The following is a 16,930-nucleotide window of genomic DNA, read 5'->3' on the forward strand; positions in this document are numbered from 1 at the left end:
TCTGCGTGGGAATGCCTCAAGGGACGCTCCGCGTTCCAGCTCTGGAAGGGACGCGGAGCGTCCCGGGCTGCATTCCCACGCAGAGCGTGGGAACGATCAATCAGGCGGGAAGACCCGAAGGAGTTGATGGTGTAAGCTCTCGGGTTCTTCGGATTCGACCCATTGCGAGCCCTATGCCGTTGCTTTTCAAACGCTCTCTGCTGCCCAAGTTGCGCAGCTTTCCGCTGACCGCCGAGGCCGTGACCATTCTGTCCGGCGCTGCCGAGTTCCGTCGTTGCCTGCTGGAGAAAATCGCCCAGGCGACCCAGCGCATCTACCTCGTCGCGCTCTATCTGCAAAATGACGAAGCCGGTCAGGAAATCCTCGATGCCTTGCACGCCGCCAAACTCAAGCGTCCCGAGCTTGAAATCGTTGTGGTCGTCGACTGGTTGCGCGCCCAGCGCGGCTTGATCGGTGCCGGCAAGCAGCCAGGTAACTCGGCCTGGTATCAGGAAATGACTCGCACTCACCAGAGCGTGGTGCCGGTCTACGGCGTGCCGGTGCAGACTCGTGAGCTGTTCGGCGTGCTGCACCTCAAAGGCTTCGTGATCGACGATTGTGTGGTTTACAGCGGCGCGAGCCTGAACAACGTTTATCTGCACAAGTTCGACAAGTACCGCTTCGACCGTTATCACGTGTTGCAGAGCCGTGAACTGGCGGACTCGATGCACCATCTGGTCAAGCACGGCCTGATCGAATCGAAAGCGGTGCATCGCCTCGACCTGCCGAACCTGCCGACCACCCGCAGCCTGCGCAACGACATCGGCGACCTGCGCAGCCGCCTCAAATACGCGACGTACGACACCAGCGCCGGCAGCACGGCGCATACCGGCCTGTCCGTCAGCCCGTTGCTCGGCGTGGGCAAGAACAACCCGCTGAACCGGGTGATTCTGGAGTTGATCGCCAGCGCCCAGAAGCAACTGACCATCTGCACGCCGTACTTCAACCTGCCACTGGGGGTGATCCGCGAGATCAACCGGGCGCTGGCTCGCGGCGTGAAGATCGACATCGTGGTCGGCGACAAGACGGCCAACGACTTCTACATTCCGCCGACCGAGCCGTTCAAGGTGATCGCCGCGCTGCCGTATCTCTACGAGATCAGCCTGCGCCGTTTCGCCAAGCGCCATCAGCGCAACATCGACAGCGGCCAGTTGAACCTGCATTTGTGGCGTGAGGGCGACAACAGCTATCACCTCAAGGGCATGTGGATCGATCAGCGCTACACCTTGCTGACCGGCAACAACCTCAACCCGCGGGCGTTCCGTCTCGATCTGGAAAACGCGCTGCTGATCGATGACCCGAAAGGCGAGTGGCTGGAGCCTCGGCGTCTGGAGCTGGAAAACATCTTCGAACACACCCAGCGAATCGCACGATTCCAGGATCTGGAAGCCTTGCCGGATTACCCGAGCGGGGTGGCCAAGTTCCTCAAACGCGTGAGCCGGGTACGGGTCGAGCGGTTGCTGTACCGGATTCTGTAAGACCGGAAAACGAAAATCCCCCGAACGCAGGACGCGTCCGGGGGATATTTTTATGCGCCGAACTCAGTTCAGACCGAGCTTGCCACGCAAGGTCGACAGGTCTTCGGCCAGGGTATTGACCGGGCCGACCAGCGCCTTGCGGTCGTTTTCCTTCACTTTGTCATAGGTCTCGAAGCCGCCGTCCTTGGTCTTGTACTTGGCCAGGATCTTGTCCACGGTGGCGAAGTTCTTGTCGACTTTGGCCACGAAGGCTTTGTCCTGTTTTTCGATCTGCGGACGGAACAGGTCGACGATTTTCTTCGCGCCGTCGATGTTGCCCTGGAAGTCATAGAGGTCGGTGTGGCTGTAACGGTCTTCTTCACCGGAGATCTTGGTGGCAGCGACTTCTTCCAGCAGGGCGGCAGCGCCGCCCACGACTTTCTCGGGCGGGAAGGTCAGGCCGGCGACGCGGGTCTGCAGGTCCTGGACGTCTTTATCCAGTTTGTCGGCCAGATCGTTCAGGCCCTGGGTGCTCTTCTCCGAGAACAGCGAGTACTCGAGGCGGTGGAAACCGGTGAAGTCTTCAGCCTTCACACCCTTTTCGTGGTCATCGACGCGGGAGTCGATGGATGCATCGAGGTCACTGAACAGCTCGGCAATCGGCTCGATCGACTCGTAGTAGACGCGAGTCGGTGCATAGAGCTTCTGCGCGGTGGCCAGGTCGCCCTTTTTCACGGCATCGGTGAATTGCTTGGTGTGGGTGCCCAGTTGGTCCAGTTGCTCGGTGACGTAGATCTTGTAGTCCGAAACCGGCCCGACCAGATCCAGCGGTGCGGTCGCCGCGAACGCCGACAGCGGGGTGTTGAGTAGACCGAGGGTCAGCAATAACGCGATGGGCGTCTTTTTCATGGGGGCGGCTCCTGTTGAATGCTATGCAGTTGTTTTTGGTTGGGTAGCGTTGAGCAACGAGCGACCGATGAAATCCTTGTCGCCCGTAACACCCGGCAGGGTGAAGAAGTAACCGCCGCCGACCGGCTTGAGGTATTCCTCCAGCGGCTCGCCATTGAGGCGGGTCTGCACGGTGATGAAGCCTTTTTCCAGATCGGCCTGGTAGCAGATGAACAGCAGGCCCATGTCGAGCTGGCCGTTCTTGTTCACACCGTTGGAATAGTTGAACGGCCGACGCAGGATCAGGTTGGCCTGGCTCGCGGCGGTGCGCGGGTTGGCCAGGCGGATGTGCGCGTCGAGCTTGGTCAGCTTGCCTTCCGGATCCTTGCTGTAGTCCGGGACTTCGGTCTCATGGCTGGCGCCCATCGGCGCGCCGGTGGTTTTGACTCGGCCGATGATGCTTTCCTGCTCCTGCAACGGCGTGCGGTCCCAGCGTTCGACGAAGTTGCGGATGATCCGCACCGCCTGATAACTGCCGTGAACGGCCCAGGCCGGCTCGTCGCTGCCCGGTTGCACCCACACGATGCGATCCATGGCTTTGCCGTCGTTGGAATCCGGGTTGGCCGAACCATCGCGAAAACCCAGGAAGTTACGCGCCGATTGCGCTGGCACACCGGGTTTCGCCGGGGCTTGCGGCGGCACGCTGCCTTCCTGTTTCCAGCGCACCAGCAGCAGGTCCGGCAGGTTCTTCACGATGTCGCGCAGGGCGTGGATGTTGGTGTCGGCGGTGTTGGAGCAGAACTGCAGGCTCAGGTCGCCGTGGCAGCAATCGGGCTCCAGCGCATCGTTGGGGAAACCGACCATGCGGATCAGGCGCTTGGGTTTGGCGGAGGCGAGGCCGAAACGCTCGTCGAACAGCGATTCGCCCACCGACACGGTGATGGTCAGGTTGTCCGGTGTGACCACCGGGCCGAGGATGCCGGAATCCGGTGGCGGCAATTTCGGGTCGATCTGCGCCACCGGGCCGCCCTTCATCAGGAACGCGATGCGCTCGTTGAGGGTGCGGAACAGGCGTTCGAGGTCTTCGCGGTCGCTGGCCAGCACATCGAATGACACCAGCATGCCGGACGCCGGACGCGGGGTAACGATGCCGGTCTGGTGCGCGCCATTAAAGTCGTGGTGATCCTGGGTCTTGTCGCTGCTCGGCGCTTCGGTGACTTGCGCAGGCGCTGCGGCCATCGCCGGGCAGCTCAGGGCGGTACCGGCCAGTGCGACACCGGCGGCGCCCATGCCCATCAGTACGCGGCGACGTTGCAGGTTGAAGTGTTCGGAATCGTTCATCGGTATTCGTCTTCTACTTACAGGCCGGAGAGGCCGAGGGCGGGATCAATGGCGTCGAGGGCGTCGGCCAGAGCCTTGGCCTTGTCGGCGATCTGCTTGCGTTGCTCACCGTTGACGGTGTCGTAACTGGCGTAGCCATCCTTGACCTTGAAACCGTTCAGCGTGGTATCGAAATCAGTCAGCGCGCTGTCGATTTTCGGCAGCAGGTCGACGGCGGATTTGCTCAGCATCGGGCGCAACAGTTCGACGACTTTGTGCGCGGTCTCCAGATTCGCTGCAAAACCGTTGAGGTCGCCGTGGCTGTAGCGTTCCTCTTCGCCGCTGGCGGCGCGCACGTCGGCCAGGGTGTTGAGGTTGCGCACGAGGATTTCCACCAGTTGCTCCGGTGGCAGCGACTGGGCCAGCAACTGTTGTTTCAGCGTGGTGACGTCGCCCAACAGGCGCTCGGCAACCGGCGACAGACCGTCGAAGCTGCGTTGCTGGAACAGCGCGTATTCGATGCGATGGAAGCCGACGAAGGCCGGATCCTGTTCGCGTTTCTCGAAGTAATCGGCGCGGGCGTTGATGCTGTTGTCCAGCTCGGCCAGGCGTTGTGCGGCCGGAGCCAGACGCTGATACGCCGCGCGGGCCGGCAAGTACGCCGCTTGAGCCTGGGCCAGATCGCCGCTGGTGATCGCTTGATTGAGCGCCGTGACGGCTCTGATCAGCGCGCTGCTCTGGGTGGCCAGATAGACACGGAATTCCGACAGCGGCCCGACGAAAGCGACCATCGACGGCTTGGCCTTGGCGGCGGCATCCGAGGCAGCGGTCGGCGTCACATGCAGCACGCCGCGCGGGTTGCTCAGCAGGCCGCAGGTGATGGCGTAGTCGCCGGGTTGCAGGTTGGCGTTGATCACCTGGCTCAGGCCCGGCGCGATGTTTTCGCGTTCTTCGATCACCAGCACGCCGTCGAGGATTTCCCATTCCACTGCCCGGTCGGAGCGGTTGACGATGCGGAAACTGGCACGGCCGGCCGGCACGCTCAGCTCGTTGGGCTCGCAACTGCCGGGGTGGATGTTGACCACCACTTCGTCGTGGTTGTGCTGACGCTTGGCCGCAGCCATTTTCGAGGCGTAGTAGAACAGGCCACCGGCGGCGATCATCACGACCACGGAACCGGCCACCGCCCAGCGCAAGGCGCGGGGAGGGGAGGCCTGAGGAATATTAGGCTTTGACATGGAGGCCCTTATTGGCTGGAAGCGGAATTCGAAGCGGCGGCTTTGGGCGCAGGGGCGGAGGCCGGATAGAAGAACATCACCAGTGCCACCACCAGGTAGATCAGGTAGGCGCCGAGGGTGCTGACGGTCGGGGCATCCTGATAACCGAACATGCCGGCCAGCACCGAGCCCAGCGGGCCGTCCATCGGCAACGTCGCGCTGAAATCGAAGAGCACGGTTTGCAGGTGGTTCCACACCCCGGCCTCATGCAGCGCCTGCACCGAGTTGGAGAGGATCCCGGCAGCGACCACGAGGATGAACAGCCCGGTCCAGCGGAAGAACGCCGACAGATTCAGGCGCATGCTGCCGCTGTAGATCAGGAAACCGACGACGATGGCCAGGATCAGGCCGAGCAGGGCACCGATCGGCGCGCCCGGGCCTTCGCTCTGCTGGAACACGGCGAGCAGGAAGAACACGGTTTCCAGTCCTTCCCGGGCGACGGCGAAAAACACCATGGCGATCAGCGCGATGACCTGATGTTTCGAAGCGGTCAGCGCATGATCGAGGGATGCCTGCAGCGAATGCTTGATCGAACGCGCGACCTTGCGCATCCAGAACACCATGGAGCTGAGGATGCCCACGGCGACGAGGCCGACCACGCCTTCGAACAGTTCCTGCTGTTTCTGCGGGAATTCGGCGCTGACCAGTTCCAGGCCACCACCCACCAGCAGCGCCAGCGCAGCGGCGAGAAATACGCCGATCCACACCGCCGGCATCCATTGGCCACGGCCGGTCTGTTGCAGGTAGCTGGCGATAATGCCAACGATCAGCGCGGCTTCAATGCCTTCACGCAGCATGATCAGAAAGGGAACGAGCATTCGGCATCCACTGTGTAACGAAATGAGGTTACAAGTTGTAACATAATGAAAGTCATTCTCACATGGCACTCATTGACATTTACCTGAACGGTAGCTGAACAAGCTTGAAGATCAACCATTCTCAAATACGCAACGGACATTCCCGGATGGAGCGCGCCGTGCCAGGGCAGCTGCGTTAAGATGCCTGCCACCCGAACAACAACAGGATTTGCCTCGATCCATGTCGGAAAAAGACACCATCGCCATTCAACTGGTGCGCGAAGCACTGCTGCAAAGTTGTGCCCCGGGCGTGGCCACGGAAGAAGTCTTGAACAAGGTCGGCATCGATCCGGCGCTGCTGCCCACCGATGACGCCCGCGTCCCGGCCAGCCAGTACGCACGGTTGTGGCGACTGCTGGCGCGGCGCGGCGATGACGAGTTCTTTGGCATGGACCCGCGCAAGCTGAAGTCCGGCAGCCTGGAATTCCTCTGCCGCAGCGCGATGGCCCAGCCGAATCTGGCTGCCGGTTTGAGCGCCGGTTTGAATTTCCTGTCGCTGATGCTTGAGCGCATGCCGGCGCAACTGGTGCACCAGCAAAGCCTGGCGGAGATCGTCCTGCTGGAGGACGATCCTGAACCGCGCCGCGCCTTCACCTATTTCACCTATTGGATGATCGTCCACGGCGTGGCCTGCTGGCTCGCGGGGCGGCGGATTCCGATCCTGGCCATTGAATTGCGCTGCCCGGCGCCGGACTTCTGCGACGACTACCGGGTGATGTTCTCGGAAAACCTGCGCTTCGATCGGCCACGCACGCGGATGATCTTCGCCGCCGAGGTGCTGGATCTGCCGATCAAGCGCAGTGCCGAGGAGTTGAAGCGTTTCCTCGCCCATGCCCCGGCCAACATTCTGGTGAAGTACCGCGACCCGGAAAGCCTTGCGAGCCGGATCAAGCAGGATCTGCGTCAGTTGCCCGCCGAACAGTGGCCGGAAACCGAAGCCCTGGCCCAGCAGCTGTGCATGTCGGCCTCGACCCTGCGTCGGCGCCTGGCTGAAGAAGGGCAGACGTATCAAGGCCTCAAGGACAGCGTGCGCAAGGAACTGGCGATCATCTGGCTGGCGGAGCCTTCGATCAGTTTTGTCGACATCGCCACACGCCTGGGGTTTGCCGATGCGAGCTCGTTCTACAAGGCGTTTCGCAAGTGGTCAGGGACTAATCCTGGGCATTACCGCAGCCTGATCCTCAACGAAGCGGTCTGACCCGCCCCTGACTCTCGTTCCCACGCTCCGCGTGGGAATGCAGCCCGGGACGCTCCGCGTCCCTTCCAGAGCTGGAACGCGGAGCGTCCCTTGAGGTATTCCCACGCAGAGCGTGGGAACGATCAACGCGGTCGGCGTGGGAGCGATCAAAGTCGGGATTCTTGGCCAAACCAGTCATCCACTTTGAGGGCTTTGACCATTGCCGCCGCCGGCGTGCGGCGCGAGTATTCCTCTGTTGTTTACGGTTCCCCAACCTAATAAAAACACAGAGGGATTCTGGCAATGCGCGATTACTTGTCTGCCACCCAGCAGTTTGATTATCAGCACACCGTGGACGCCGCACTCAGCGGCACGCTCGAGGCGCTCAACGCCTGCGTCGAATGTTGTGACCGTCACGCCTTGCCGGGGCGCATCGCACTGTTCTGGGAAGGCCGCGACGGCGCCAGTGCGACTTACACCTTCAGCGATCTGCAGGACAAAGCCGCGCGTTTCGCCAATTTCCTTCTCGCCCAAGGCGTGCAGAAGGGCGACAAGGTCGCCGGCCTGCTGCCGCGCAATATCGAATTGCTGATCACCGTGTTCGCCACTTGGCGCATCGGCGCGGTGTATCAACCGCTGTTCACCGCGTTTGGCCCCAAAGCCCTCGAACATCGCCTGAACAGTTCCGGTGCCAAAGTGGTGGTGACCGATGCGGTCAACCGGCCGAAGCTCAGTGAAGTCGCCGACTGCCCGACGCTGGTCACCGTCGGCGGCCCGAAAGGCCAGGGCATCGTCCGTGGCGACTTCAGTTTCTGGGCCGAGCTGCCCAACCATTCCAATGTCTGCGAACCGGTCATGCTGACCGGCGAAGACCCGTTCCTGCTGATGTTCACCTCGGGCACCACCGGCCCGTCGAAAGCGCTGTCGGTGCCGCTCAAGGCAGTCGTGGCGTTCCAGAGCTACACCCGCGATGCCGTGGATCTGCGCCCGGAAGATGCGTTCTGGAACGTTGCCGATCCGGGCTGGGCCTATGGCATCTATTTCGGCGTCACCGGCCCGTTGTCGATGGGCCACCCAATCACCTTCTACGATGGCCCGTTCACCCTCGAAAGCACCTGCCGGGTGATCAACAAGTACGGGATCACCAACCTCACCGGTTCGCCTACGGCGTATCGCCTGTTGATTGCCGGCGGCGATGAGTTCGCCAAATCGATCAAGGGCAAGCTGCGCATCGTCAGCAGCGCTGGCGAGCCGTTGAACCCGGAAGTGATTCGCTGGTTCGCTGACAACCTCGGCGTGGTCATTCATGACCACTACGGCCAGACCGAACTGGGCATGGTCCTGTGCAACCATCACGGCCTCGAACACCCGATCCACCTCGGCGCCGCCGGTTTTGCTTCGCCGGGCCATCGCATCGTGGTGCTCGACGAGCAGAACAACGAACTCGGCGTGGGTCAGCCAGGCATTCTCGCCATCGACCGCACGCAATCGCCAATGTGCTGGTTCGCCGGTTACGAAGGTGCACCGACCAAGGCCTTCGTCGGCGATTACTACCTGAGCGGCGACACCGTCGAGTGGAACCCGGACGGCAGCATCAGCTTCGTCGGCCGCAGTGACGACGTGATCACCACTTCCGGCTATCGCGTCGGCCCGTTCGACGTGGAAAGCGCACTGATCGAGCACCCGGCGGTGGTCGAAGCGGCGGTGGTCGGCAAACCCGATCCGGAGCGCACCGAATTGGTGAAGGCTTTCGTCGTGCTCAACCCGCAATACCGCGCCGAACCGGCGTTGGCCGAAGAACTGCGCCAACACGTGCGCAAGCGTCTGGCCGCGCATTCGTACCCCCGTGAAATCGAATTTGTCAGCGAGTTGCCGAAAACCCCGAGCGGCAAATTGCAGCGCTTTATCTTGCGCAACCAGGAAATCGCCAAGGCTCAAGAGGCTGCGGCGCACAACGTTTCAGCTTGAATCCAAGGAAACAGTCATGCAGATCGAGAACAAGGTTTTTATCGTCACCGGCGGTGCGTCCGGGCTGGGTGCAGCCACCGCTGAGCTGTTGGTTGCCGCCGGCGCCAAAGTGATGCTGGTGGACATGAACGCCGAAGCCGTCGCCGCTCAGGCTCAACGCCTCGGTGCGCAAAGCGTAGTGGCCGACATCAGCAACGAAACCGCCGCCGAAGCCGCCGTACAGGCTACGGTAAAAGCTTTCGGTAGCCTGAATGGTCTGGTGAACTGCGCCGGTATCGTCCGGGGCGAGAAGATCCTCGGCAAGAACGGCCCGCATGCGCTGGCGAGCTTCGCGCAGGTGATCAACGTCAACTTGATCGGTAGCTTCAACATGCTGCGCCTCGCAGCGGCAGCGATTGCCGAAAGCGAAGCCAACGCCGATGGCGAACGCGGCGTGATCATCAACACCGCGTCCGTCGCTGCGTTCGACGGCCAGATTGGCCAGGCCGCGTATTCCGCGTCCAAAGGCGCCATCGCCAGCCTGACCCTGCCTGCCGCCCGTGAACTGGCGCGCTTCGGCATCCGCGTGATGACCATCGCCCCAGGCATTTTCGAAACCCCGATGATGGCCGGCATGACCCCGGAAGTGCGCGACTCGCTGGCCGCTGGCGTGCCGTTCCCGCCGCGCCTGGGCAAACCTGCCGAGTACGCCGCGCTGGTGCGGCATATCATTGAAAACAGCATGCTCAACGGCGAGGTGATCCGTCTCGACGGTGCCTTGCGCATGGCCGCCAAATAAGGAGGATTTCTCATGACTATCTCCAACGATCCGATTGTCATTGTCAGTGCCGTTCGTACCCCGATGGGCGGCTTCCAGGGCGAACTGAAAAGCCTGACTGCGCCGCAACTGGGCGCCGCTGCAATCAAGGCTGCGGTTGAGCGTGCCGGTGTCGCCGCCGATGCGGTCGATGAAGTGTTGTTCGGCTGCGTACTACCGGCCGGTCTCGGTCAGGCGCCTGCGCGTCAGGCTGCACTGGGTGCCGGGCTGGACAAATCCACCCGCTGCACCACCGTCAACAAGATGTGCGGGTCAGGCATGGAAACCACCATCCTGGCCCACGACATGCTGCTGGCCGGCAGCGCCGATGTGGTGATCGCCGGCGGCATGGAAAGCATGTCCAACGCGCCGTACCTGCTGGACCGCGCCCGTGCCGGTTACCGCATGGGCCACGGCCGGGTGCTGGATTCGATGTTCCTCGACGGTCTCGAAGACGCCTACGACAAGGGCCGACTGATGGGCACCTTCGCCGAGGATTGCGCTGAAACCAACGACTTCAGCCGCGAGGCTCAGGACGCCTTTGCCATCGCCTCGACCACCCGCGCCCAGCAGGCGATCAAGGACGGCAGCTTCAAGGCCGAAATCGTTCCGCTGACCGTGACCGTCGGCAAGGAACAAGTGGTCATCAGCAACGACGAACAGCCGCCAAAAGCCAAACTGGACAAGATCGCTTCGCTGAAACCGGCGTTCCGCGAGGGCGGCACCGTAACCGCAGCCAACTCCAGTTCGATCTCCGACGGCGCAGCGGCACTGGTGCTGATGCGTCAGTCGCAAGCGCAGAAACAAGGACTGAAACCACTGGCGGTGATTCACGGCCACGCAGCATTCGCCGATACTCCGGGCCTGTTCCCGGTGGCACCGATCGGTGCGATCAAGAAGCTGATGAAGAAAACCGGCTGGTCGCTGGATCAGGTCGATCTGTTCGAAGTCAACGAAGCCTTTGCCGTGGTCGGCATGGCGGCGATGACCCACCTGGAAATCCCCCACGACAAGCTCAACATCCACGGCGGCGCCTGCGCCCTGGGCCACCCGATCGGTGCGTCCGGCGCGCGGATTCTGGTGACCTTGCTCTCGGCCCTGCGCCAGAAAGGCCTGAAACGTGGCGTTGCGGCGATCTGCATCGGCGGCGGCGAAGCCACGGCGATGGCCGTCGAGTGCGTTTGAACCGAGTGAAGGATTTGCCATGATTCCCAATGACGACCAACAACAAATCCGCGATATGGCCCGGCAGTTTGCCGAGGAACGGCTGAAACCGTTCGCCGCCGAGTGGGATCGCGAGCACCGCTTCCCGAAAGAAGCCATTGGCGAAATGGCCGGACTGGGCTTCTTCGGCATGCTGGTGCCGGAGCAGTGGGGCGGTTGCGACACCGGTTACCTGGCCTACGCCATGGCCCTGGAAGAAATCGCCGCTGGCGATGGCGCCTGCTCGACGATCATGAGCGTGCACAACTCAGTGGGCTGCGTGCCGATCCTCAAGTTCGGCAACGACGACCAGCGTGAACGCTTCCTCAAGCCGCTGGCCAGTGGTGCGATGCTCGGTGCATTCGCGTTGACCGAACCGCAGGCCGGCTCTGACGCCAGCAGCCTGAAAACCCGTGCACGGCTGGAAGGCGATCACTACGTGCTCAACGGCTGCAAACAGTTCATCACCTCCGGGCAGAACGCCGGGATTGTGATCGTGTTTGCGGTCACCGACCCGAGCGCCGGCAAACGCGGGATCACGGCGTTCATCGTGCCGACCGACTCGCCGGGCTACAAAGTCGCTCGCGTCGAAGACAAGCTCGGCCAGCATGCCTCGGACACCTGCCAGATTCTGTTCGAAGACGTGAACGTGCCGGTGGCCAACCGTTTGGGTGAGGAGGGCGAGGGCTACAAGATCGCCCTGGCCAACCTCGAAGGCGGCCGCGTCGGCATCGCTTCGCAATCGGTGGGCATGGCCCGCGCCGCGTTCGAAGCGGCGCGCGATTACGCCCGCGAGCGCGACACCTTTGGCAAGTCGATCATCGAGCACCAGGCCGTGGCCTTCCGTCTCGCGGACATGGCGACCCAGATCGCCGTGGCGCGGCAGATGGTGCATTACGCCGCCGCCCTGCGCGACAGCGGTCAGCCGGCGCTGGTCGAAGCGTCGATGGCCAAGCTGTTCGCCTCGGAAATGGCCGAGAAGGTCTGCTCCATGGCGTTGCAAACCCTCGGCGGTTACGGTTACCTGAACGACTTCCCGCTGGAGCGCATCTACCGCGACGTGCGGGTCTGCCAGATTTACGAAGGCACCAGCGACATTCAGCGCATGGTCATTTCGCGCAATCTTTGAGAAGGAATCTGCACATGAGTTACGAAACGATTTTGCTGGAAACCCATGGTCGCGTCGGCGTCATCACCCTGAACCGCCCGCAGGCGCTGAACGCCCTGAACGCGCAACTGGTCAGCGAAGTGAACCGCGCCCTCGATGGCCTGGAAGCCGATGCGAACATTGGCTGCATCGTCATCACCGGTTCGAAAAAAGCTTTCGCCGCCGGCGCCGACATCAAGGAAATGGCGGATCTGACCTATCCGCAGATCTACATGGACGACCTGTTCAGCGACAGCGACCGCGTGGCCAACCGTCGCAAGCCGATCATCGCTGCGGTCAACGGCTTCGCTCTCGGCGGTGGCTGTGAACTGGCGTTGATGTGCGACTTCATCCTGGCCGGCGACAACGCCAAATTCGGCCAGCCGGAAATCAACCTTGGCGTGCTGCCGGGCATGGGCGGCACCCAGCGCCTGACCCGCGCCGTGGGCAAGGCCAAAGCGATGGAGATGTGCCTGAGCGGGCGCTTGATCGACGCGGTGGAAGCCGAGCGTTGCGGCATCGTCGCGCGGATCGTGCCGAGTGATGAACTGCTGGATGAAGCGCTGAAAGTCGCGGCGGTGATCGCCAGCAAGTCGTTGCCGATTGCGATGATGGTCAAGGAAAGCGTCAACCGCGCCTTTGAAGTGAACCTGACTGAAGGCGTGCGATTCGAGCGTCGGGTGTTCCATGCGGCGTTTGCGACGCAGGATCAGAAAGAAGGGATGGCGGCGTTTGTGGCCAAGCGGTCGCCGGAGTTCCAAGGTAAGTAACAAAGCAAAATCAAGAGCCCCCCTCACCCTAGCCCTCTCCCGGAGGGAGAGGGGACTGACCGGGGGATATTGAAGAGATACGCCGACTTGAAAGATCGCCTGTGAATCCATAATCGACTCGATCTTTCAGGTCGATGTATGACGCCAGACACCTCGGTCGGCGCCCTCTCCCTCCGGGAGAGGGCTGGGGTGAGGGGGAGAAGATCTCACACCACACCCGATTCCAGACCTATCACAACTGATAGTTCTTCAACTCCCGAGCAATCACCATCCGCTGTATCTCGCTCGACCCCTCATAAATCTGGGTAATCCGCGCATCCCGGTAGTACTTCTCAACCGGATAATCCTCCAGATACCCGTACCCGCCGTGAATCTGAATCGCTGACGAGCACACCTTCTCGGCCATTTCCGAAGCAAACAGCTTGGCCTGCGAAGCCTCCGACAGACACGGCTTACCCGCCGTCCTCAGCCGCGCCGCGTGCAGGATCATCAAGCGCGCCGCGTTGATCTGCATCTGCATGTCCGCCAGCAGGTTGGCGATGCTCTGGTGCTCGATGATCGCCTTGCCGAACTGCACCCGATCACGGGCGTAACCCAGCGCCGCTTCAAACGCCGCACGGGCGATGCCAAGTGCTTGCGCCGCGATGCCGATGCGTCCGCCTTCCAGGTTGGAAAGGGCAATCGCCAGGCCTTTACCGCGTTCACCCAACAGATTCGCTTCGGGAATGCTGCAATTGTTCAGCGTCACCGCGCAGGTGTCGGAGGCGCGGATGCCCATCTTGTGTTCGGTGCGGTCGACGATGAAACCCGGTGTGTCGGTCGGCACGAGGAACGCCGAGATACCGCGCTTGCCCAGATCCGGATCGGTCACCGCAAACACGATCGCCAGTTTCGCCCGTTTGCCGTTGCTGACAAATTGCTTGGCGCCGTTGATCACCCATTGCCCGTCGCGCAGTTCGGCGCGGGTGCGCAGGTTGTGCGCTTCGGAGCCGGCCTGGGGCTCGGTCAGGCAGAAGCAGCCGATCACCGCGCCACTGGCCAGATCCGCGAGCCAGGTCTGTTTCTGTTCTTCGCTGCCGTAGTTGAGCACCGGCCCGCAGCCCACCGAGTTGTGAATGCTCATGAACGCGCCGGTAGCGCCGTCACCGGCGGAAATCTCTTCCACCGCCAGCGCATAGGCCACGTAGTCGACATAGGTGCCGCCCCATTCTTCCGGCACCACCATGCCCAGCAGGCCGAGTTCGCCCATCTTCGCCACCAGACCGTCATCGATCCAGCCGGCCTTTTCCCAGGCTTGGGCGTGGGGGGCGATTTCGCCACGGGCGAAGTCCCGGGCCATGTCGCGGATCATTACCTGGTCTTCAGTCAATTCGAGATCGTGCATGGCTCAGCTCCCGCTCTCAGCGAAACCGTGGAAGAAACTCGCGATGTGCTCGGCGTGCAGCGCGGCAAGGCTCGGCGGGTTCCAGCGTGGTGATTTGTCTTTGTCGATCAGCAAGGCGCGCACGCCTTCGATCAGGTCGCCGCGTTCGAACCACTGACGATCCAGATGCAGTTCGAGGGCGAAGCAGTGTTCCAGGCTCAGGTGCCGGCCGCGACGCAGCATTTCCAGGGTCACGCCCATGGCCAGCGGCGAGCGGGTTTCCAGCAGGTCGGCGGTAGTGGTCGCCCATTCATGGCTGTCGGCGACGGTCACGGCGCGCAATTGCTCGACGATGCTCGGTACATCTGGCAAGGCGAAGAAGTGATCGATGGCCGGGCGCAAGGCTTCAAGCGGCGCATCCGGCAGGGTTTGCACGGCGTGGCGGGCCAACAGGCTTTGCAGGTCTTTCAACGGCGTGTCGTGCCATTGCAATTGATCGAGTTGCTCGTCGAGGGTGCCGAGTTTGCTGCTGTCCAGATACCAGTCGGCGAGGCCGCAATACAGCGCATCCGCCGCACGAATCTGCACGCCGCTGACGCCCAGGTAAATGCCCAGTTCGCCGGGAATGCGCGGCAGGAAATAACTGCCGCCGACATCCGGGAAATACCCGATGGCCACTTCCGGCATTGCCAGTCGGCTCTTCTCGGTGACCACCCGCAGATCGGCGCCTTGCACCAGGCCCATGCCACCACCGAGGACGAAACCGTCCATCAGCGCGAGCACCGGTTTGCGGTAGTGGTGGATCGTCAGGTCGAGGGCGTATTCCTCGACGAAGAAATCTTCATGCAGCGTGTCACCGCTTTTATGGCTGTCGTACAGGGAACGAATGTCGCCACCGGCACAGAAGGCTTTCTCGCCGGCACCGCGCAGCACGACCGCGTGGATATCGGCATCAGCGGCCCAAGCGTCCAGGTATTGCTGGAGCTGGCGCACCATGTCGAGGGTCAGGGCATTGAGGCCGGCGGGGCGATTGAGGGTCAGATGACCGATGTGATTGCGAACCTCGGCCAGCACTTCGTGTGGCGTGGCATCCATGGACGAAGTCCGCGGGGATGAAGCCTGAGCAGTCATCACTAACTCCCTGCTTTTATTGTCTTTATTCGAGAAGCTCGCGCGCGAGCGTTACCGGATCGTAACAGTGCAAATTTGCCATGTACAACGGGGATATGTGCATGGGGTGTCTGCATTTTTGCCTTGACCACAAAATGAAAAATTGTGGCCGGAGCGCTGGCGCCTGCTAGGCTGCGCGGCGGTTGCGACGAGCCGGCAGACAGACCTTCGCTTCAATAGCGTCTGCAACAGAACCCCAGTGTTTTTTTCACCAGAGCTCAACGCGCAATGGAGGCGCACCATGTCAATAACAAGGTATTCAACAGGCAGACTGATCGTTGTGTTGCTACTGCTGCTGACGGTTATCAATGTCGCAGCGTTGGCGTTTGTCCTGCGTGGCGGGCTTTCCAGGGCGTATGGCATGGAGATGATCAGGACCAAAGAACCCTTGCTGATCGCGGGGCGTGGCGATGATGAACACTATTACGTGCTGCCCGTCAGCACGACGCTTTATTACGACAAAAGCTATCCCGAAGGTTTTAGTCGTTACATGGTCTTTTTCAATCACAAGGGTGTTATTGCCGGCGATCCAGTGCCGATGAAGCCCGAGTATGGAGGATCATTGATTGATCCTCGTTGGTTGTCGAGCGTCGATGCCGATGCGTTGAAAGACATTTTCCAACGTTTTCCTCTCTCGAAAAAAGACATCGCCGCAGCTATCAAAGCCAATGAAATCACCAAAGAGGATCTGACGGACATCATCCGGTCGATGCCGGATTGATCGCTTGCGGGGCGTTGTCGCCATATGTCGCGCTCAGGTGAACACCTGACCAATGCTCCGCCGCTTGGCATGCAGTTCACTGGCATGAATCAACCGCTCCAGATCCTCCGGCGTGACATCGATAAACGCCTCCATGTCCGCCAGCGCCAGTTTCAGGTCGTCAGCCGTGATGGACTGAATATCGACCGGTGCCACGGCCGGCGCGGGCTCGGCGGGACGTTTCGGGTAACGGATCCGAGTCAGGTTGTTGTACGTCAGTGCGGCGAGCAGCAGGCAGGCGGCGCTGAGCATCACCGGTTCCAGGGCTTTCCAGTCCATGGCGATGGTCGTCGGGTCGGCGAGCACCATCGTCAATGCCACCGCGCCGGCCGGTGGGTGCAGGCAGCGCAGCCAGCACATCAGGATCAGTGCCATGCCCGCCGCCAGGCAAGCGCTGCCCAGGGTTCGGCCGAGGACGTGGGCCACCAGCAATGCCACGACACCCGCACACAGGTAGCCGCCGATGATCGACCACGGCTGGGCGAGGGCGCCGGAGGACACGGCGAACAGCAACACCGCCGAGGCGCCCAGCGGGCCGATCAGGTGGTAGGCGACTTCGATGCCGAACACCTGACTGCACGCCCACACACTGAACAACGTGCCCAGCGCCATACCGATGGCGGCGCGGCTCCATTCGGTGGGGCGGGTGTTGATGGCGGCGGGCAACCAGCGAGCGAGCATGAAGAACCGATCCTCTTGGGGAAACTGAAGGCAAAAAAAAGGACTTGTCCGTCAATC

At 61.9% G+C, this 16,930-nt stretch carries 15 protein-coding genes; 8 read left to right on the forward strand and 7 right to left on the reverse strand.

Going from position 1 to position 16,930, the window contains the following annotated elements; all coding sequences use genetic code 11:
* The first annotated feature begins 173 nt into the window (after positions 1 to 173).
* Positions 174 to 1,517, forward strand: a complete 1,344-nt coding sequence (gene pssA / locus AC3WRD_RS06895) for a CDP-diacylglycerol--serine O-phosphatidyltransferase (RefSeq protein ID WP_096821488.1) — start codon at positions 174 to 176, stop codon at positions 1,515 to 1,517.
* Positions 1,518 to 1,580: 63 nt separating this feature from the next.
* Here the strand turns inward: pssA and efeO (AC3WRD_RS06900) are convergent, their stop codons facing one another.
* The 4 genes from efeO (AC3WRD_RS06900) to efeU are packed head-to-tail and all read right to left on the reverse strand — an operon-like array spanning position 1,581 to position 5,799.
* On the reverse strand, positions 1,581 to 2,405 hold the full coding sequence (gene efeO / locus AC3WRD_RS06900) for an iron uptake system protein EfeO (RefSeq protein WP_096821487.1): 825 nt from the start codon (positions 2,403 to 2,405) through the stop codon (positions 1,581 to 1,583).
* 21 nt (positions 2,406 to 2,426) lie between these two features.
* Entirely contained in the window at positions 2,427 to 3,725 is a 1,299-nt protein-coding gene (efeB, locus tag AC3WRD_RS06905) for an iron uptake transporter deferrochelatase/peroxidase subunit (protein WP_102620048.1), read from the reverse strand.
* A 17-nt stretch (positions 3,726 to 3,742) separates the two neighbouring features.
* Positions 3,743 to 4,942, reverse strand: a complete 1,200-nt coding sequence (efeO, locus tag AC3WRD_RS06910; RefSeq protein ID WP_102620047.1) for an iron uptake system protein EfeO — start codon at positions 4,940 to 4,942, stop codon at positions 3,743 to 3,745.
* Between the two features lie 8 nt (positions 4,943 to 4,950).
* A complete protein-coding gene (gene efeU / locus AC3WRD_RS06915; protein ID WP_096821484.1) occupies positions 4,951 to 5,799 on the reverse strand; it encodes an iron uptake transporter permease EfeU in 849 nt (282 codons plus the stop codon).
* A gap of 220 nt (positions 5,800 to 6,019) precedes the next feature.
* Here efeU and AC3WRD_RS06920 point away from each other — a divergent pair, with 220 nt between their 5' ends.
* The 6 genes from AC3WRD_RS06920 to AC3WRD_RS06945 all read left to right on the forward strand — a co-directional run bounded on the left by AC3WRD_RS06920 (position 6,020) and on the right by AC3WRD_RS06945 (position 12,899).
* Positions 6,020 to 7,036, forward strand: coding sequence for an AraC family transcriptional regulator (locus AC3WRD_RS06920; RefSeq protein WP_102620046.1), 1,017 nt, complete (start codon positions 6,020 to 6,022; stop codon positions 7,034 to 7,036).
* A gap of 282 nt (positions 7,037 to 7,318) precedes the next feature.
* Entirely contained in the window at positions 7,319 to 8,983 is a 1,665-nt protein-coding gene (locus AC3WRD_RS06925) for an AMP-binding protein (RefSeq protein ID WP_096821482.1), read from the forward strand.
* A gap of 16 nt (positions 8,984 to 8,999) precedes the next feature.
* Positions 9,000 to 9,761 (forward strand): SDR family NAD(P)-dependent oxidoreductase, encoded by a 762-nt coding sequence (locus tag AC3WRD_RS06930; RefSeq protein WP_096821481.1) that lies wholly within the window; start codon positions 9,000 to 9,002, stop codon positions 9,759 to 9,761.
* Between the two features lie 12 nt (positions 9,762 to 9,773).
* On the forward strand, positions 9,774 to 10,964 hold the full coding sequence (locus AC3WRD_RS06935; RefSeq protein WP_085745585.1) for an acetyl-CoA C-acyltransferase: 1,191 nt from the start codon (positions 9,774 to 9,776) through the stop codon (positions 10,962 to 10,964).
* 19 nt (positions 10,965 to 10,983) lie between these two features.
* Positions 10,984 to 12,111: an acyl-CoA dehydrogenase gene (locus AC3WRD_RS06940; RefSeq protein WP_102620044.1), complete on the forward strand. Its 1,128-nt coding sequence runs from the start codon at positions 10,984 to 10,986 to the stop codon at positions 12,109 to 12,111.
* Between the two features lie 14 nt (positions 12,112 to 12,125).
* Complete coding sequence (locus AC3WRD_RS06945) at positions 12,126 to 12,899, forward strand: enoyl-CoA hydratase (protein ID WP_085730850.1); 774 nt, start codon at positions 12,126 to 12,128, stop codon at positions 12,897 to 12,899.
* Positions 12,900 to 13,131: 232 nt separating this feature from the next.
* On the opposite strand, the gene AC3WRD_RS06950 is transcribed toward AC3WRD_RS06945, so the two are convergent.
* On the reverse strand, positions 13,132 to 14,283 hold the full coding sequence (locus tag AC3WRD_RS06950) for an acyl-CoA dehydrogenase family protein (RefSeq protein WP_102620043.1): 1,152 nt from the start codon (positions 14,281 to 14,283) through the stop codon (positions 13,132 to 13,134).
* A 3-nt stretch (positions 14,284 to 14,286) separates the two neighbouring features.
* Complete coding sequence (locus AC3WRD_RS06955) at positions 14,287 to 15,393, reverse strand: enoyl-CoA hydratase/isomerase family protein (RefSeq protein WP_102620042.1); 1,107 nt, start codon at positions 15,391 to 15,393, stop codon at positions 14,287 to 14,289.
* A 280-nt stretch (positions 15,394 to 15,673) separates the two neighbouring features.
* Between AC3WRD_RS06955 and AC3WRD_RS06960 the strand changes: the two genes are divergently transcribed.
* The gene (locus AC3WRD_RS06960) at positions 15,674 to 16,153 is read left to right on the forward strand and encodes a hypothetical protein (protein WP_102620041.1); all 480 of its coding nucleotides are present in this window, start codon (positions 15,674 to 15,676) and stop codon (positions 16,151 to 16,153) included.
* 33 nt (positions 16,154 to 16,186) lie between these two features.
* Here AC3WRD_RS06960 and AC3WRD_RS06965 read toward each other — a convergent pair whose 3' ends face one another.
* On the reverse strand, positions 16,187 to 16,873 hold the full coding sequence (locus tag AC3WRD_RS06965; protein ID WP_102620040.1) for an HPP family protein: 687 nt from the start codon (positions 16,871 to 16,873) through the stop codon (positions 16,187 to 16,189).
* Positions 16,874 to 16,930 lie beyond the last annotated feature (57 nt).

This window comes from Pseudomonas sp. FW215-R2 (genome assembly GCF_058789255.1).

Excerpts from the sequence above, each read along its gene's own strand:
- pssA (WP_096821488.1), top strand. The coding sequence starts at position 174 with ATGCCGTTGCTTTTCAAACGCTCTCTGCTGCCCAAGTTGCGCAGCTTT.
- efeO (WP_096821487.1), bottom strand. The coding sequence starts at position 2,405 with ATGAAAAAGACGCCCATCGCGTTATTGCTGACCCTCGGTCTACTCAAC.
- efeB (WP_102620048.1), bottom strand. The coding sequence starts at position 3,725 with ATGAACGATTCCGAACACTTCAACCTGCAACGTCGCCGCGTACTGATG.
- efeO (WP_102620047.1), bottom strand. The coding sequence starts at position 4,942 with ATGTCAAAGCCTAATATTCCTCAGGCCTCCCCTCCCCGCGCCTTGCGC.
- efeU (WP_096821484.1), bottom strand. The coding sequence starts at position 5,799 with ATGCTCGTTCCCTTTCTGATCATGCTGCGTGAAGGCATTGAAGCCGCG.
- AC3WRD_RS06920 (WP_102620046.1), top strand. The coding sequence starts at position 6,020 with ATGTCGGAAAAAGACACCATCGCCATTCAACTGGTGCGCGAAGCACTG.
- AC3WRD_RS06925 (WP_096821482.1), top strand. The coding sequence starts at position 7,319 with ATGCGCGATTACTTGTCTGCCACCCAGCAGTTTGATTATCAGCACACC.
- AC3WRD_RS06930 (WP_096821481.1), top strand. The coding sequence starts at position 9,000 with ATGCAGATCGAGAACAAGGTTTTTATCGTCACCGGCGGTGCGTCCGGG.
- AC3WRD_RS06935 (WP_085745585.1), top strand. The coding sequence starts at position 9,774 with ATGACTATCTCCAACGATCCGATTGTCATTGTCAGTGCCGTTCGTACC.
- AC3WRD_RS06940 (WP_102620044.1), top strand. The coding sequence starts at position 10,984 with ATGATTCCCAATGACGACCAACAACAAATCCGCGATATGGCCCGGCAG.
- AC3WRD_RS06945 (WP_085730850.1), top strand. The coding sequence starts at position 12,126 with ATGAGTTACGAAACGATTTTGCTGGAAACCCATGGTCGCGTCGGCGTC.
- AC3WRD_RS06950 (WP_102620043.1), bottom strand. The coding sequence starts at position 14,283 with ATGCACGATCTCGAATTGACTGAAGACCAGGTAATGATCCGCGACATG.
- AC3WRD_RS06955 (WP_102620042.1), bottom strand. The coding sequence starts at position 15,393 with ATGACTGCTCAGGCTTCATCCCCGCGGACTTCGTCCATGGATGCCACG.
- AC3WRD_RS06960 (WP_102620041.1), top strand. The coding sequence starts at position 15,674 with ATGTCAATAACAAGGTATTCAACAGGCAGACTGATCGTTGTGTTGCTA.
- AC3WRD_RS06965 (WP_102620040.1), bottom strand. The coding sequence starts at position 16,873 with ATGCTCGCTCGCTGGTTGCCCGCCGCCATCAACACCCGCCCCACCGAA.